16 protein-coding genes are annotated in these 15,763 nt (G+C 63.1%); 11 read left to right on the top strand and 5 right to left on the bottom strand.

Annotation, left to right across the window (positions count from 1 at the left end; genetic code table 11):
• Nucleotides 1-140 precede the first annotated feature (140 nt).
• Nucleotides 141-1,100 carry a sugar-binding transcriptional regulator gene (locus AC1D1N_RS05595; protein WP_112559996.1) on the top strand — a complete coding sequence of 320 codons (960 nt, stop codon included), beginning with the start codon at nt 141-143 and terminating at the stop codon, nt 1,098-1,100.
• A gap of 23 nt (nt 1,101-1,123) precedes the next feature.
• Here the strand turns inward: AC1D1N_RS05595 and AC1D1N_RS05600 are convergent, their stop codons facing one another.
• The gene (locus AC1D1N_RS05600; RefSeq protein ID WP_436257619.1) at nt 1,124-1,309 is read right to left on the bottom strand and encodes a hypothetical protein; all 186 of its coding nucleotides are present in this window, start codon (nt 1,307-1,309) and stop codon (nt 1,124-1,126) included.
• A 110-nt stretch (nt 1,310-1,419) separates the two neighbouring features.
• Between AC1D1N_RS05600 and AC1D1N_RS05605 the strand changes: the two genes are divergently transcribed.
• From AC1D1N_RS05605 to AC1D1N_RS05650, 10 genes are all read left to right on the top strand, one after another.
• Nucleotides 1,420-2,328, top strand: a complete 909-nt coding sequence (locus AC1D1N_RS05605) for a LysR substrate-binding domain-containing protein (protein WP_436257620.1) — start codon at nt 1,420-1,422, stop codon at nt 2,326-2,328.
• A gap of 228 nt (nt 2,329-2,556) precedes the next feature.
• Nucleotides 2,557-2,787 (top strand): hypothetical protein, encoded by a 231-nt coding sequence (locus AC1D1N_RS05610; protein WP_112559999.1) that lies wholly within the window; start codon nt 2,557-2,559, stop codon nt 2,785-2,787.
• A gap of 229 nt (nt 2,788-3,016) precedes the next feature.
• A complete protein-coding gene (locus AC1D1N_RS05615; RefSeq protein ID WP_112560000.1) occupies nt 3,017-4,327 on the top strand; it encodes an ABC transporter substrate-binding protein in 1,311 nt (436 codons plus the stop codon).
• A gap of 119 nt (nt 4,328-4,446) precedes the next feature.
• On the top strand, nt 4,447-5,319 hold the full coding sequence (locus AC1D1N_RS05620) for a carbohydrate ABC transporter permease (RefSeq protein WP_112560001.1): 873 nt from the start codon (nt 4,447-4,449) through the stop codon (nt 5,317-5,319).
• Nucleotides 5,320-5,330: 11 nt separating this feature from the next.
• A complete protein-coding gene (locus AC1D1N_RS05625) occupies nt 5,331-6,155 on the top strand; it encodes a carbohydrate ABC transporter permease (protein ID WP_112560002.1) in 825 nt (274 codons plus the stop codon).
• A gap of 107 nt (nt 6,156-6,262) precedes the next feature.
• Entirely contained in the window at nt 6,263-7,267 is a 1,005-nt protein-coding gene (locus tag AC1D1N_RS05630) for an ABC transporter ATP-binding protein (RefSeq protein ID WP_477347102.1), read from the top strand.
• Complete coding sequence (locus tag AC1D1N_RS05635) at nt 7,264-8,034, top strand: L-iditol 2-dehydrogenase (protein ID WP_477347104.1); 771 nt, start codon at nt 7,264-7,266, stop codon at nt 8,032-8,034. The genes AC1D1N_RS05630 and AC1D1N_RS05635 overlap by 4 nt, the downstream gene beginning before the upstream one ends.
• 88 nt (nt 8,035-8,122) lie before the next feature.
• Nucleotides 8,123-9,601, top strand: a complete 1,479-nt coding sequence (locus AC1D1N_RS05640) for a mannitol dehydrogenase family protein (RefSeq protein WP_477347106.1) — start codon at nt 8,123-8,125, stop codon at nt 9,599-9,601.
• An 11-nt stretch (nt 9,602-9,612) separates the two neighbouring features.
• Complete coding sequence (locus tag AC1D1N_RS05645) at nt 9,613-10,296, top strand: HAD family hydrolase (RefSeq protein WP_477347108.1); 684 nt, start codon at nt 9,613-9,615, stop codon at nt 10,294-10,296.
• A complete protein-coding gene (locus AC1D1N_RS05650) occupies nt 10,293-11,879 on the top strand; it encodes an FGGY-family carbohydrate kinase (RefSeq protein WP_477347110.1) in 1,587 nt (528 codons plus the stop codon). The genes AC1D1N_RS05645 and AC1D1N_RS05650 overlap by 4 nt, the downstream gene beginning before the upstream one ends.
• Here AC1D1N_RS05650 and AC1D1N_RS05655 read toward each other — a convergent pair.
• The 4 genes from AC1D1N_RS05655 to AC1D1N_RS05670 are packed head-to-tail and all read right to left on the bottom strand — an operon-like array spanning nt 11,876 to nt 15,728.
• Nucleotides 11,876-12,973 (bottom strand): ABC transporter ATP-binding protein, encoded by a 1,098-nt coding sequence (locus AC1D1N_RS05655; protein ID WP_477347112.1) that lies wholly within the window; start codon nt 12,971-12,973, stop codon nt 11,876-11,878. The two genes, AC1D1N_RS05650 and AC1D1N_RS05655, sit on opposite strands and share 4 nt — an antisense overlap.
• A gap of 2 nt (nt 12,974-12,975) precedes the next feature.
• Nucleotides 12,976-14,022: an NAD(P)-dependent alcohol dehydrogenase gene (locus AC1D1N_RS05660; RefSeq protein ID WP_477347114.1), complete on the bottom strand. Its 1,047-nt coding sequence runs from the start codon at nt 14,020-14,022 to the stop codon at nt 12,976-12,978.
• Nucleotides 14,023-14,037: 15 nt separating this feature from the next.
• Nucleotides 14,038-14,865 carry a carbohydrate ABC transporter permease gene (locus AC1D1N_RS05665; RefSeq protein WP_112560010.1) on the bottom strand — a complete coding sequence of 276 codons (828 nt, stop codon included), beginning with the start codon at nt 14,863-14,865 and terminating at the stop codon, nt 14,038-14,040.
• Nucleotides 14,862-15,728: a carbohydrate ABC transporter permease gene (locus AC1D1N_RS05670; RefSeq protein WP_436257627.1), complete on the bottom strand. Its 867-nt coding sequence runs from the start codon at nt 15,726-15,728 to the stop codon at nt 14,862-14,864. The genes AC1D1N_RS05665 and AC1D1N_RS05670 overlap by 4 nt, the downstream gene beginning before the upstream one ends.
• Nucleotides 15,729-15,763: the final 35 nt, after the last annotated feature.

A 15,763-nucleotide genomic window follows, 5' to 3' on the forward strand; every position in this document is an offset into this window, starting at 1 on the left:
GATTTTGGGCGTGGCGATTGCCTCGTCGCAATCGGGTTAACGCGGCAAGCAATTGCCCTTTGCATAGACAATTGCGCACCGGCCCATTCCCTGCAAGACTATGGGCATCGCCCAAAAGGGGCGGGCCTGGGAGGAAGACTTTGAATTCGCGGCAGGACGGTGGCAGCAACAGGCTGGATGAGGCGGCGCGCGCCGGCTGGCTATATTATGTTGCCGGCAACACGCAGGACCAGATCGCCACCACGCTCGGCATTTCCCGGCAGACAGCGCAGCGGCTGGTGTCGCTGGCGGTGTCGGAAGGGCTGATCAAGGTGCGCGTTGATCACCCGATCGCCAACTGCCTCGACCTTGCCGCACGGCTGAGGTCGCGCTTCGCGCTTGACCTGGTCGAAGTAGTGCCGAGCGATCCGACCTCGTCCTCGACCACGATCGGCATTGCCGAGGCGGCCGCGGCCGAGATCGAACGGCGGCTCAGGTCGCCGACGCCGATCGTCATGGCCATCGGAACCGGCCGTACGCTGAAGGCGGCGATCGAGCAGTTGCCGCCGATGGAATGCTCGCAGCACAAGGTGGTGTCGTTGACCGGCAACATCTCGCCCGACGGTTCTGCCGCCTTCTACAACGTCATCTTCACCATGGCCGACAGGGTCAAGGCGCGCTCGTTCCCGATGCCGCTGCCGGTCATCGCCTCATCGCCGGAGGAGCGCGAGATGCTGCTCGCCCAGCCGATGATCCAGCCGACGCTGGCGCTTGCCGCGGAAGCCGACGTCACCTTTGTCGGCATTGGCGATCTCGGCCCGAAGGCGCCGCTCTACGAGGACGGATTCATCTCGGAAAGTGAATTGAAGGCGCTGCAAAAGGCCGGCGGCGTCGCCGAGATCGTCGGCTGGGTGTTCGACCGGGAAGGCCGCATGATCGAGGGCATCACCAACGACCGGGTATCGTCGGCCGCTTTGCCGTCACGCGAAAAGTCGCTCGTCATTGCGCTGGCCATGGGCGAGCGCAAGCTGCCGGGCATTCTGGCGGCGGTGAACCGGCGGCTGGTCAACGGCCTCATCACCGACGAGCGGACCGCCACGGCCCTGCTCGACAGCGCCTGAGCTGGCGACAAAAATCGGCACGGCTATTTATGCCGCCCGCGAACGTCGTTGCCATCGAGGAAACCCATGTCGCGCTGCAGATGCGGCGACAGGTCCCTGACGTCGACATAGCCGCGCTTGCGGTTCACAAGCTGGGAAAATTCGTGCGCCAGCACGGAAAACCAGCTCTGTGCCGGGGTAGAATGCAGTCTTTCCTGTACCGTGGTCATGATCTTCAGCCTCCGCTATGCTTGAACTGGATTGATCGTCGACACCAGATATCGGTCTGATCGGCTCCGGCTTCCAATCAAACGTCGATTATGACTCATAAGGAGGGCTTATGCCCGAACTCAAGGCACCACAGCTTGCCCAGCTGCCGCCGCTGCAGGCCATCAGGGTGTTCGAAGCCGTCGCGCGGCATCTATCCTTCACCAAGGCCGCGGAGGAACTGGGCATGACCCAGGCCGCCGCCAGCTATCAGATCAAGCTGCTGGAAGAGCGCATCGGCTCGCCGCTGTTCCTGCGCCGGCCGCGCCAGATCGTGCTGACCGAACCCGGACAGCGCCTGGCGCCCGCCGTCAGCGAGGCGTTCAGTCTGATCAGCAGCGCGTATTCGGCCGCACGCGGCGGCGCCGATGGCGTGCTTTGCGTGTCGACGCTGCTGACCTTCGCCTCGAACTGGCTGGCGCAGCACCTCGGCTCCTTCCAACTGTCGCACCCGTCGCTTGCGGTGCGCGTCGATACCTCGAACAGGGTCATCGATTTCACCCGCGAGGACATGGACATCGCCATCCGCTCCGGCAGCGGCAAATGGCCGGGGGTGGAAACGCACCTTCTGTTCAAGGCCGATTTCACCCCGGTGCTCAGCCCGGCGCTCGCCGCCAGCATTGGTGGCGTCCACGAACCGGCCGACCTTTTCAAACTGCCCATTCTCGATCCCGGCGACATATGGTGGCGGGAATGGTTCGCCCTTGCCGGCGTGCCGGCGGACGAACTTGCCAATCGCACCGGTACCAGCATGGGCGCGCAGGCTTATGAGGCGAATGCGGCGATCGCCGGCCATGGCGTGGCGATCCTGACCACGGCGCTGTTCAAGACCGAGCTCGCCGCCGGCCGCCTGATCCAGCCCTTCGACCTGGTTGGCGACGACGGCCACGCCTATTGGCTGGTCTACCCGACGGCCCGCCGCAACGTGCCGAAGATAAAGGCCTTCCGCGACTGGATCCTGGCCGAGATCGCCTGCGCATAAGGCCGAGCGATTCGCGGAATGGTTCCAGGAGTGAACTCTGCAAGGTCGAGTCGCAGATCCACGAAAGCTTCGCTTTTCGGGGACAAGCAGGCTATCGGGCAGCCCGGTTAACCAAGCCTGAGAAAAACACTGTCGATATCGCCTGTCTGGCTTGGGCTCGTGGTTGTGGCGGCCAATTGAACGGGATCAATCCTGTGCAAGTTGAAAACAGGACCGATCAGCGGGCTGATGAAAGTCTATCGCGTTGAAGAAATCGAAAACAACACCGTGCGCGTGACGCACGCGATCGAAGCATTCACGCCATTTCAAGCTGCCGTAAAGGCAATCGGCCGGGAAGTTAGGCTGCGCAAGGACGAACCTAGCTGGATCCGGGTGACGGAAACGCTGACCAGAGCCAATCAAACTCGCGACGGCCGGGTTTTCGAATATTCCATCGGAAGCTACCCGGCCCACGGCTGAGGGCTGGCCCCTAGCCCCATGATTGATGGGGTTGCGATGGCAAGCCGCCCTGATGTTCGCGCCCCGACGGGCTACCCCGAATCCATTCAATATTCTCTCCCCGCCCGACACCGCGCGGCACCCCACTTGCTGCGCTGCAGCATCGAATCCGTCTTGACATAATTAATCCCAAGTGAGTAATTGCTCAGTACCAAGGCAAATGCTCATCTTGGTTCATGGGAGGAATTTGATGAAACTTCGCACGCTCACTTTGGGCTTGTTGTCGGCCAGCGCTTTCGCTTTCGCCGCGCATGCCGAATCCATCACCATCGCCACCGTCAACAACGGCGATATGGTCCGCATGCAGAAGCTGACGGACGACTTCACCAAGGCTAACCCCGACATCACGCTCAACTGGGTCACGCTCGAAGAGAACGTGCTGCGGGAGCGTGTCACCACAGACATCGCCACCAAGGGTGGCCAGTATGACGTGATGACCATCGGCACCTACGAGGTTCCGATCTGGGCCAAGCAGAGCTGGCTGTTGCCGCTCGACAAGCTCGGCGACGACTATGACGCCAAGGACATCATCCCGGCCATCGCCGGCGGCCTCTCGGTCGACGGCAAGCTCTATGCTGCGCCCTTCTACGGCGAAAGCTCCTTCGTCATGTACCGCAAGGACCTGATGGAGAAGGCAGGGCTGACCATGCCCGATGCCCCGACCTGGGACTTCATCAAGCAGGCCGCCGACAAGATGACCGACCGCGCCAATGGCGTGAACGGCGTCTGCCTTCGCGGCAAGGCCGGCTGGGGCGAGAACATGGCCTTCCTGACCGCCATGTCGAACTCCTTCGGCGCACGCTGGTTCGACGAGAACTGGAAGCCGCAGTTCGACCAGCCGGAATGGAAGAACACGCTGCAGTTCTATGTCGATCTGATGAAGGCCGACGGTCCTGAGGGCGCCTCGTCCAACGGCTTCAACGAAAACCTGGCGCTGTTCCAGCAGGGCAAGTGCGGCATGTGGATCGACGCCACCGTCGCCGCCTCATTCGTCTCTGACCCGAAAGCTTCCACTGTCGCCGACAAGGTCGGTTATGCTCTTGCTCCCGACAACGGTCTGGGCAAACGCGGCAACTGGCTGTGGGCATGGTCTCTGGCTATTCCCGCCGGTACGCAGAAGGCTGATGCGGCTCAGAAGTTCGTCTCCTGGGCGACCAGCAAGCACTACGCTGAGCTCGTCGCGGCGAAGGAAGGCTGGGCCAACGTTCCTCCGGGCACGCGCTCCTCGCTCTACGCCAATGCCGAGTACCAGAAGGCGGCTCCGTTCGCCAAGATGACGCTGGACTCCATCAACGCTGCCGACCCGACGCATCCGACCGTCAAGCCGGTGCCCTATGTCGGCGTCCAGTTCGTCGCCATCCCTGAGTTCCAGGGCCTGGGCACCACCGTCGGCCAGCTCTTCTCGGCGGCGCTTGCCGGCCAGTCGAGCGTCGACGATGCGCTCAAGCAGGCCCAGGACGCCGCCACGGCAACGATGACCGAAGGCGGTTATATCAAGTAAGGCTCCTCCCGGTGCCGACTGCCGGCCGCCTTCCCGGCCGGCAACGGCCGCCCGAATCCCAGTTCGGGCGGCCTCTTTCACGCACTTGAAAATTTGGCTGACCTTGAAGGGTGACCGTCATGGCTACTCAGCAGACCCGTTCGCTTGCCCGTTTCATGATGGCGCCATCCGTGGTGCTGCTGTTCGTCTGGATGATCGTGCCGCTGGTCATCACCCTGTGGTTCTCCTTCCAGCAGTACAATCCGCTCAATCCGATCCGCGACGGGTTCGTCGGCTTCTCCAACTACGCGCTGTTCTATTCCAACCCGGCCTTCCTGCAGTCGATCCTCAACACGCTTGTTCTGGTGGGCAGCGTGCTGCTGATCACCGTCATCGGCGGCATCCTGCTGGCGCTTTTGATCGATCAGCCGATGTGGGGACAGGGGATCGTGCGCATCCTCGTCATCTCGCCGTTCTTCGTCATGCCGCCGGTGGCGGCGCTTGTCTGGAAGAACATGATCATGCATCCGCAATACGGCGTCTTCGCCGACATTGCGCGCTTCTTCGGGGCTCAACCGATCGACTGGTTCGGGCAGCATCCGATGATGGCGATCATCATCATCGTCGCCTGGCAATGGTTGCCTTTCGCGACGCTGATCCTTTTGACTGCCCTGCAGTCGCTTGACGGCGAGCAGAAGGAAGCCGCCGAGATGGACGGCGCCGGCTTCGTCAGCCGCTTCATCTATCTGACGCTGCCGCACATGTCGCGCGCCATCACCGTCGTCATCCTGATCCAGACCATCTTCCTGCTGTCGGTCTATGCCGAGATCCTGGTCACCACCAATGGCGGCCCCGGCTACGCCTCCACCAACCTGCCCTTCCTCGTCTACCAGAAGGCGCTGCTGGAGTTCAAAATCGGCCAGGCATCCGCCGGCGGTGTCATCGCCGTCATTCTCGCCAACATCGTCGCCTTCTTCGCCATGCGCGCGGTCGGCAAGAACCTGGACAAGTAAGGGAGGATACGATGGCACGTGCAGTCACCACCCAACACAAGGTCATTGCGACCGGCGCCGCCTGGATCGTCGCCCTGCTGATCTTCTTCCCGATCCTCTACACGATCATCACCTCGTTCAAGTCGGAGCAGGAGGCCATCCAGGGCTTTGCCCTGATCCCATCGGGGACGTTCGAGAGCTATACCGAGGTCCAGGCGCAGAGCGGCTACTTCAAGTTCTTCTTCAACTCAGTGCTGCTCTCGGTCGGCTCGACCATCCTGGCCCTGATCGTCGCGGTTCCGGCCGCCTGGTCGATGGCCTTCTCGCCGGGCAAACGGACCAAGGACATCCTGATGTGGATGCTCTCGACCAAGATGATGCCGGCGGTCGCGGTGCTGTTCCCGATCTACCTGATCTTCCGCGACACCGGCCTGCTCGACAGCCGTATCGGCTTGATGGTCATGCTGATGCTGATCAACCTGCCGATCGTGATCTGGATGCTCTACACCTACTTCCGCGAAATCCCTGGCGAAATCCTCGAAGCCGCGCGCATGGACGGCGCTACCCTGTGGGGCGAGATCGCCTATGTGCTGACCCCGATGGCGGTACCAGGCATAGCGTCGACCATGCTCCTCAACATCATCCTGGCATGGAACGAAGCGTTCTGGACCATCCGTCTGACCACCACCGAGGCCGCGCCGCTGACGGCCTTCATCAGTTCGTTCTCAAGCCCGCAAGGCCTGTTTTGGGCCAAGCTTTCGGCGGCCTCGACGCTGGCGATCGCCCCGATCCTGATCATGGGCTGGTTCAGCCAGAAGCAGCTGGTGCGCGGCCTGACGTTCGGAGCCGTGAAGTAAACCGAAACTGCCTGAAGCAACCGGCTAAAGCAATTCCAGGAAAAGTGTGTAGCGGTTTTCCGTCCGGAATTGCGTAAACCAAATAGTTACCCCTCGGGGAGGAAACCATGGGAAACATCACGCTCAAGAACGTCTCCAAGCATTTCGGATCGACGGTCATCATTCCAGGCCTCGACCTGGTCATCGAGAATGGCGAGTTCGTCGTCTTCGTCGGTCCGTCGGGTTGCGGCAAGTCCACGCTGCTGCGCCTCATCGCCGGCCTTGAGGACACCAGCGGCGGCACCATCAACATCGATGGCCGCGACGTCACCGGCGAGGCGCCGGCCAAGCGCAAGCTGGCCATGGTGTTCCAGTCCTATGCGCTCTACCCGCATATGACGGTGGCCAAGAACATCGGCTTCCCGCTGAAGATGGCGGGCGAGGATGTGGCGACGATCGACAAGAAGGTGAAGGATGCGGCCCGGGTGCTGAACCTCACCAACTATCTCGAACGCCGACCCGGCCAACTCTCCGGCGGCCAACGCCAGCGCGTCGCCATCGGCCGCGCCATCGTGCGCCAGCCCTCGGCATTCCTGTTCGACGAACCGCTGTCCAACCTTGATGCCGCACTGCGCGGCACCATGCGGCTGGAAATCAGCGAGCTGCACCATCAGCTCAAGACGACGATGATCTACGTAACCCACGACCAGATCGAAGCCATGACCATGGCCGACAAGATCGTCGTGCTCAACGCCGGCAACATCGAACAGGTCGGCTCGCCGATGGAGCTCTACAAGTCGCCGAAGAACCTGTTCGTGGCCGGCTTCATCGGTTCGCCGAAGATGAACCTGATCGAAGGCGCGCCGGCCGCCAAATACAACGCCAAGACCATCGGCATCCGTCCCGAGCACATGAACATCTCGACCACGGCGGGCGACTGGAAGGCCACTGTTGGCGTTGCCGAACATCTCGGATCCGACACCTTCCTGCACGTCCAGGCCGATGGCGTCGGCACGCTGACCGTGCGCGCCGACGGCGAAATGCCTGTCCGTCACGGCGACACCATCTACCTCACGCCCGACAAGATTCGGATGCATCGCTTCGGCCCCGACGGAAAGGCGCTGACGCAGTGAGGCTGAAAGGCAAATCGGCGCTGATTACCGGATCCGCGCGCGGCATCGGCAGGGCCTTCGCCGAAGCCTATGTGCGCGAGGGCGCGACCGTCGCCATTGCCGATATCAATCTGGCGGCTGCCGAAAAGACAGCCTCTGAGATTGGCGCCAAGGCCTATGCGGTCAGGCTCGACGTCTCCGACCTCGCTTCGATCGAGGCGGCGGTCAAGGCGGTCGAGACAAAAACCGGCGGCCTCGACATACTGATCAACAACGCCGCTTTGTTCGACCTGGCGCCGATCATCGAGATCACCAAGGCGAGCTACGACAAATTGTTTTCGGTCAACGTCGCCGGTACGCTGTTCATGCTGCAGGCCGCAGCCCGCTCAATGATCGCACGCGCCAAAGGCGGCAAGATCATCAACATCGCCAGCCAGGCCGGACGGCGCGGCGAGCCGCTGGTCGCCGTCTACTGCGCCACCAAGGCCGCGGTCATTTCGCTCACCCAGTCGGCAGGGCTCGACCTGATCAAGCACCGCATCAACGTCAATGGCATCGCGCCGGGCGTCGTCGACAGCGACATGTGGGATGAGGTCGACGCGCTGTTCGCCAAATTCGAGAACCGGCCGAAGGGCGAGAAGAAGCGGCTGGTCGGCGAGGGCGTGCCTTACGGCCGCATGGGCAAGCCGGAGGACCTGACCGGCATGGCCGTGTTCCTGGCCAGCGATGACGCCGAATACATCGTCGCCCAGACCTGCAATGTCGATGGTGGCCAGTGGATGAGTTGAGGGGCGAAGGCACTCTTCTCCCCGTCCCTCCACGGGGAGAAGAGGCCGGGATTACGCAGGCCGCAGCCCGGCCAAAGGGTAAAAGCAGATGACCATGAAACTCTCTTCCTCCATCCTCGCCAAGCTCCCCGCCAAGGTTGCCGGTCCCAGATATGACCGCGCCAGGCTCAAAGCCGGCATCGTCCATTTCGGCGTTGGCAATTTCCACCGCTCGCACCAGGCCGTCTATCTCGACGACCTCTTCAATGCGGGCATTGGCCATGATTGGGCGCTGATCGGCGCCGGCGTCTTCGAGGGCGAGAAAATCGGCCGTTCCAAGCTGCAGGAGCAGGACTGGCTGACCACCGTGGTCGAGCAGGATTCCGACCATATGAGCGCCCGCGTCACCGGCGTCATGATCGACTTCCTGACGCCCGGAGATGCGGATGCCATCATCGACCAGCTTGCCGATCCGGCCATCAAGATCGTCTCGCTGACCATCACCGAAGGCGGCTATTTCATCGATCCGGCCTCCGGCAAGTTCAACCCGACCCATCCCGACATCGTCGCCGACGCGCAGGCCGGCACGACGCCGAAGACGGTGTTCGGCCTCATCCTGGCCGGGCTGAAGCGCCGCCGCGCCGACGGCATCGTGCCGTTCACCGTCATGTCCTGCGACAACATCCCCCACAACGGCCATGTCACGTCGGACGGCGTCATCGGCCTTGCCCGCCTGATCGACGAAGATCTGGCCAACTGGGTCAGCGACAACGTCGCCTTCCCGAATGGCATGGTCGATCGCATCACGCCGGCCACCTCCGATCGCGAGCGCGGCATCCTGGCCACGGAGTTCGGCCTCGAGGACAATTGGCCGGTGTTCTGCGAGCCGTTCAAGCAATGGGTGCTGGAGGATCACTTCACCGACGGCCGTCCGCCGCTGGAGAAGGTCGGCGTCCAATTCGTCAAGGACGTCGCGCCTTACGAGCTGATGAAGATCCGCATCCTCAATGGCGGCCATGCCACCATCGCCTATCCGGCGGGACTGATGGACATCCATTTCGTCCACGAGGCGATGCAGGAGCCGCTGGTGCGCGGCTTCCTCGCCAAGCTCGAACATGACGAGATCATTCCGACCGTGCCGCCAGTGCCGAACACCGTGCTGGAGGACTATTATCAGCTCATCGAGCACCGCTTCTCCAACCCGAAGATCGGTGATACCATCCGAAGGCTTTGCCTCGACGGTTCCAACCGGCAGCCGAAATTCATCATCCCAACCATCGCCGACCGGCTGAAAGCCGGCAAAAGCGTTGCGGGTCTCGCGCTGGAATCGGCACTGTGGTGCCGCTACTGCTTCGGCACCACCGACAGCGGCGCCGTCATCGAGGCCAACGATCCGAGCTGGGACCGGCTGCAGGCCACCGCCAAGGCGGCGAAGGACAAGCCCGGCGCCTGGCTTGCGATGGAGGACATCTATGGCGATGTCGGCCGCTCGGCGCCGTTCGCCGAGGCCTTTGTCCATGCGCTCAAGGTTCTGTGGGCGAATGGTGCGCGCGCGACGCTGACGCGCTACATCGCCGGCAAGCTCTGACGCGAGCCGCAATGACGCCCGAACTGGTCATCTTCGACTGTGACGGCGTGCTGGTCGACAGCGAGGCGCTGTCGGTCTCGGCCCTGCTTGGCATGATCACGGCTGCCGGCGGTTCGGTCAGCGAGGACGTCGCCTACGAGCACTTCCTCGGCAAGAGCATGAAAAGCGTGCGCGAAATTCTCGGTCGCGATTTCGCGATCGACATCACCGACGGTCATCTGACCGACATGCGCGTCGAACTGATGCGCAAATTCCGCGAGGAGCTGAAACCGATACCCGGCATCAGGGAGGTCCTGCCGAAACTGGGCGTACCTTGCTGCGTCGCCTCCTCGGGCACGCTCGACCGCATCCGCTATGCGCTCGACGTCACCGGCCTGCTCGGCCTGCTCGAGCCACATCTGTTCAGCGCCGCCATGGTCGCGCGCGGCAAGCCGGCGCCGGATCTTTTTCTCCACGCCGCCGCCTCGATGCGGGCCCATCCGAGCAGCTGCCTTGTCGTCGAGGACAGCCCGGCCGGCATCGCCGCGGCCCGGGCCGCCGGCATGCGCGTCTTTGCCTTCACCGGCGGTTCGCACGCCGGCAACCCGGCCTTGAAAGCGCGGCTTGCGTCGAGTGAACCGGACTTTATATTCGCTGACATGCTGCAATTGCCCGATCTGATTGCAGGCCTGGGAGCGAGAGTAAAAGCATCTTGACGAAAAGCTTCGTTTGCGCGGTCGATGTCGGCACCGGGAGCGCCCGCGCGGGCATTCTCGACACGTCAGGCACCTTGCTCGGCCGCGCCGAGCATCCGATCGTCATGAACCAGCCGAAGGCCGATCACGCCGAGCACAATTCGCAGGATATCTGGTCGGCGGTGTGCATCGCGGTGCGCGCCGCGCGCGAAAAGGCCGGCGTGTCAGCTGAAGACATTGTCGGCATGTCGTTCGACGCCACCTGCTCGCTGGTGGTGCTGAACAGGGATGGCGGCCAGCTCAGCGTGTCGGTGACGGGCGAGCGGCGCTGGGACACCATCGTCTGGCTCGACCACCGCGCCATTGCCGAAGCCGACGAGTGCACGGCAAGCGGTCACGCCGTGCTCGACTATATCGGCGGCGTCATGTCACCGGAGATGGCGACGCCGAAGCTGATGTGGCTGAAGCGCAATCTGCCCGGCACATGGCATGAAGCCGGCTATCTATTTGATCTCACCGATTTCCTGACCTGGAAGGCGACCGGTTCGCTGGCGCGTTCGCAATGCACGCTGACCGCCAAATGGACCTATCTCGCGCACGAAGAAGCCGGCTGGCGTCGCGATTTCTTCGAGACGGTCGGGCTAAGCGATCTGTTCGAGCATGGCAACCTGCCGGAGAAGGCGAGTGCGGTCGGCGCCGATATTGGCACGCTCTCGGCGGAAGCGGCGGCGGACCTTGGCCTGACCGAGAACTGCCGGGTCGGCGCCGGCGTCATCGACGCCTATGCCGGCGCGCTTGGCGTGCTCGGCGGCTTTGCCGGCGATCAACAGAATATCGGCCGCCATCTGGCGCTGATCGCCGGCACATCGAGCTGCGTCATGGCGATGTCGCCCGACCCGCAGCCCTTTGCCGGCGTCTGGGGCCCGTACTATGGCGCCGCACTTCCAAAACTCTGGCTATCGGAAGGCGGCCAGTCAGCCACCGGCGCGCTGCTCGACCACATCATCCGCTGGCACGGCGCCGGCGGCGAGCCGGATGCAGCCATGCATGCCAAAATTGCCAGGCGCGTCGCCGAACTACGCATGGCCGAGGGCGACAAGCTTGCCGCCAGGTTGCATGTGCTGCCGGATTTCCATGGCAACCGCTCGCCGCTTGCCGACCCGCACGCCGTCGGCGTGGTCAGCGGGCTGACGCTGGATTCCTCCTTCGACAGCCTGTGCAAGCTCTATTGGCGCACCGCCGTCGGCATCGCGCTCGGCGTGCGCCACGTGCTGGAGGCGCTGAACGAGAACGGCTACTTGATCGACACGCTGCATGTCACCGGCGGCCACACCAAGAACCCGCTTTTGATGGAGCTCTATGCTGACGCCACCGGCTGCGCAGTGATCGAGCCGCTGGCCGACGAAGCGGTGCTGCTCGGCACCGGCATGGTCGCTGCCACCGCGGCCGGACTGTTCCCGGACCTGAACGCGGCTTGCGTCGCCATGCAGCAGGGCGGCAAGAAGCGGCGGTCAAACCCGGCCGCCTCAGGTCGTTTCGACCGCGACTACAAGATTTTCCTCGAAATGCACCGCCAGCGACAGGCGCTCGACGCGATCAGCTAGGCCTTCTGCGCTCTGCGCAAGGATACACCTGATGTCGCCTCGAACAGGTGGACGCTCTCCTCCTCGAATGTATAACGCACCGGCGCGCGCAAAGCCGGGCACTCGCGGGCCGGCACCAGCGCGCTGACCTCCTTGCCGCCGCAGGCGAACGTCACCAGCGCGTCATTGCCATGGAACTCGATGAGGTCGGCAGTGCCTTGCAGGAGGTTGGTGCTGTCCCCGGCGTCGGCGGTCTTCAGGTCCGGAGGCCGGACCCCAAGCACCGCGCTATGGACGCCTCGCAGGTCGAAACCGGAGCCTTCGATGGAAAAGGTCGTGCCGGCGCCGGTCAGCGCCCAGCGGTCGTCCTTCCGACCGACCGCCACTTCGATGAAATTCATGTTCGGCGTGCCGATGAAGCCGGCGACGAACAGATTGCCCGGCTGCCTGTAAATCTCGGCCGGCGAGCCGATCTGCTCGATAACGCCGTCCTTGAGCAAAACGATGCGGTCCGCCAGCGTCATCGCTTCGAGCTGGTCGTGGGTGACGTAGACGGTGGTGGTCTTCAGTGACTGATGCAGCCGGGCGATCTCGACCCGCATATGGTTGCGCAGTTTGGCGTCGAGATTGGACAGCGGCTCGTCGAACAGGAACACCTTCGGCGTCTTGATCATGGCGCGCGCAATCGCCACGCGCTGCTGCTGGCCGCCGGAAAGCTCCGTCGGCTTGCGGGCCAGGTAGGGTTCTAGGCCCAGCGTCTTGGCCACCGCCTCGACCCGCTTCTGGATCTCGGCCGGGGGCACCTTCTGCCGCTTGAGGCCGAAGGCGATGTTGTCGAAGATCGTCATGTGCGGGTAGAGCGCATAGTTCTGGAACACCATGGCGATTCCACGGTCGCCAGGCTCGAGATCGTTGACCACTCTGCCGCCAATCGACACCTCGCCGCCGCTGATATCCTCCAGCCCGGCCAGCATCCTCAGCAAGGTCGACTTGCCGCAGCCGGACGGGCCGAGGAAGACGACGAATTCGTGCTCCTCGATGCTGAGGTTCAGGTCGCGGATGACGGTGGTGGCGCCGTATGCCTTGTCGACATGGGAACAAACGATCGCGGACATGATCAGCCCTTCTCGCCGGTAAGGAGGATTTGCAGCTTGACGTCTTGCGGGTTGCCTTGCGCCGCTCGCTCGAATGCCTTGATGCTGTCGGCAAAGGCGTAGGTGCCGGTGATCAGCGGCTTGAGGTCGACCTTGCCCGAAGCGATCAGCTGCAGCGCGCGGTCGAAGATGTTGGCGTAGCGGAACACCGTCTCGATGCGCACTTCCTTGGAGATCGCCGCCGGAACGTTCAGGCTGACCGGCTCGACCGGCAACCCGACCAACACCACCGCGCCGCCGGGCCGCACGACATCGAACAGGTTGGCAAAGGCCTTCGGGCTGCCGCTCGCCTCGAAGACGATGTCCGCGCCCCAATTGTCGGTCGCGGCCGCTACGGCATCGGCCAGCGATTGCTCGCCGATATTGACCGGCACGATGCCGGCATATTGCGCGGCGATCTCGAGCTTGGGGGCGGAGAAATCGGAGATCAGCACCTTCGAGCAGCCGCCGGCAAGGGCGGCAAGCGCGATCATGATGCCGATCGGGCCGCAGCCGACGACCACGGCGACATCACCCGGAACAATGCGGGCGCGGCTGGCCGCCTGCATGCCGATGGCAAAGGGCTCGACCATTGCCCCTTCGGCGAAGGTGACATTGTCGGGCAGTCTGTAGGTAAAGGCGGCCGGGTGCACCGCTTGAGGAGCAAGCACGCCATGCACCGGCGGTGTCGCCCAGAAGCTGACGTCGGGATCGACATTGTAGATGCCGAGCCTTGTCGCGCGCGACGACAGGTTCGGCACGCCGGGCTCCATGCAGACGCGGTCGCCGACCTTGAACGTCTCCACATTGGCGCCCACCTCGACGATCGTTCCGGAGGCTTCATGGCCGAGCACCATAGGTGCCCGCACGACATAGCTGCCAATGGCGCCGTGCGTGTAATAGTGCACGTCGCTGCCGCAGACGCCGACCGTGTGGATGGCGATTTTGACATCGTCCGGTCCGACGTCGAGCGGCAGCGCGATTTCGCGCAGCGACAGTTCGCCTTTTTTCTCAAGCACCAGTGCCCGCATCGGTCAGTCCTCGCATCAAGTCTTTTTTTGCCGGAAAACGGAATTCAGGAAGCCGCTGAGCACGCCGAGGAACAGCAGCGGCGGCAGCGACAACAGCACGACCGAAGCATTGAGGATGCCCCACGGCACGTTCATGCCTTGCTGGGACAGTTCGGAAGCGACGATCGGCAAGGTTTTGGCGTTGGAGCTCGACAGCATCAGTGCGATCAGGAATTCGTTCCAGACAAGCACGAAGCTGAAGGCCACGGCCCCGATCAGCGAGCGCGCCGCAACCGGCAGCGCGATCCGCCAGAACACCGAATAGGCCCCGTAGCCATCGACAAAGGCCGCTTCCTCGATTTCCCTCGGCACTGCCTGGAAGGCAGGGATGGCGAGCCACATAATCACCGAGATGGTGAGCAGCGAGTAGGTGACGATCAGCGCCGGCAAAGTGTCGTAGAGTCCGATCTGCAGCCAGATCACCATCAATGGAATGGCGACCGCGACCGGCGGCAGGAAGCGCAGCGACAGCACGAAGAACTGGATGTCGCCGGCGAAGCGGTTGGGATAGCGCGCCACCGTGTAGGCCGCCGGCAGGCCGAGCACGACGCCGATCAGCACCGCGCAGCCGCAGGCGATGACCGAATTGTAGAGCCCGGTCATGACACTGTCGCGGCCAATAATGTAGCGGATGTTGTCGAATGTCGGCGAAAACACCAGGCGCGGCACGCGGGTGATGATGTCGACATTGTTCTTCAGCGAATTGAGTGCGGTCCAGGCGAGCGGAAACACCGCCATGAAGCCGGCAAAGGCCAGGATGGTCTTGCCGATGATCAGGCCTAATCTTGTGCGATGGGGCCTCATGCCTGCACCCGCTTCCACAGCATGGTGAAGGTGATGACGGTTGCGATCATCATCAGCACCGCCATGGCCGAGGCGTAGGACACCTTGCCGGATTCGATGAAGCCTTGCGAGAAGGCGTACATGTCGAGCGTCTCGGTCGCCACGCCCGGCCCGCCGCGCGTCATCACATAGATCAGGTCGAAGGAACGCAACGACTCGATCATCTTGACGAACATCAGGCTGATCAGCGGCGCCTTCAGCATCGGCAAGGTCACATAGGCATGGATCTGCCAGCGTTTGGCGTGGTCGAGCCGCGCCGCCTCGATCGGCTGCGGCGGCAAGGTCTCCAAAAGCTTCAGCACGATGACGGCGAAGAACAGTCCCCACTGCCAGACATCGACCGAGGCGACGGCAAACAAGGCCGTCGACGGCTTCGACAGCGGATCGAAGATCAGTCCACCGGTGATGAGCCGGTAGGGGTAGGTGGCGATGCCGTAGAGCGGATGATAGGCGAACTTCCACACGAAGGCTGCCGATACGCGCGGCAACAGCACCGGGATGATGAACAGCAGGCAGTAGATGTTGCGCAGCCGCGGCGACGCCACTTCGAACATCAGCACGCCGAGCCCGATCGCCACCACCATTGTCGCCACGACGGTGACGATTTCCCATTTCACCGACACCCAGACGGCGTTGAGGAAACGCCGGTCGAGGAACAGATCGATGAAGTTCGACAGCCAGACCCAGGAATAGTCCGGCGAGCTCAGCTCTCGGTTCTGCAGGGCGATGACGATGGCGTAAAGCGTCGGCACCATCGACAGCACCAGGAGAATGGCGAGCGTTGGAACGAGAAACGTCGTGGGCAGGGAAGAGCGTCGGCGCATTGCCTATCCTCGGGCTGTGCCTTTCGGGAATGCGG

The sequence above is a fragment of the Mesorhizobium sp. P2_B5 genome, assembly GCF_056404775.1.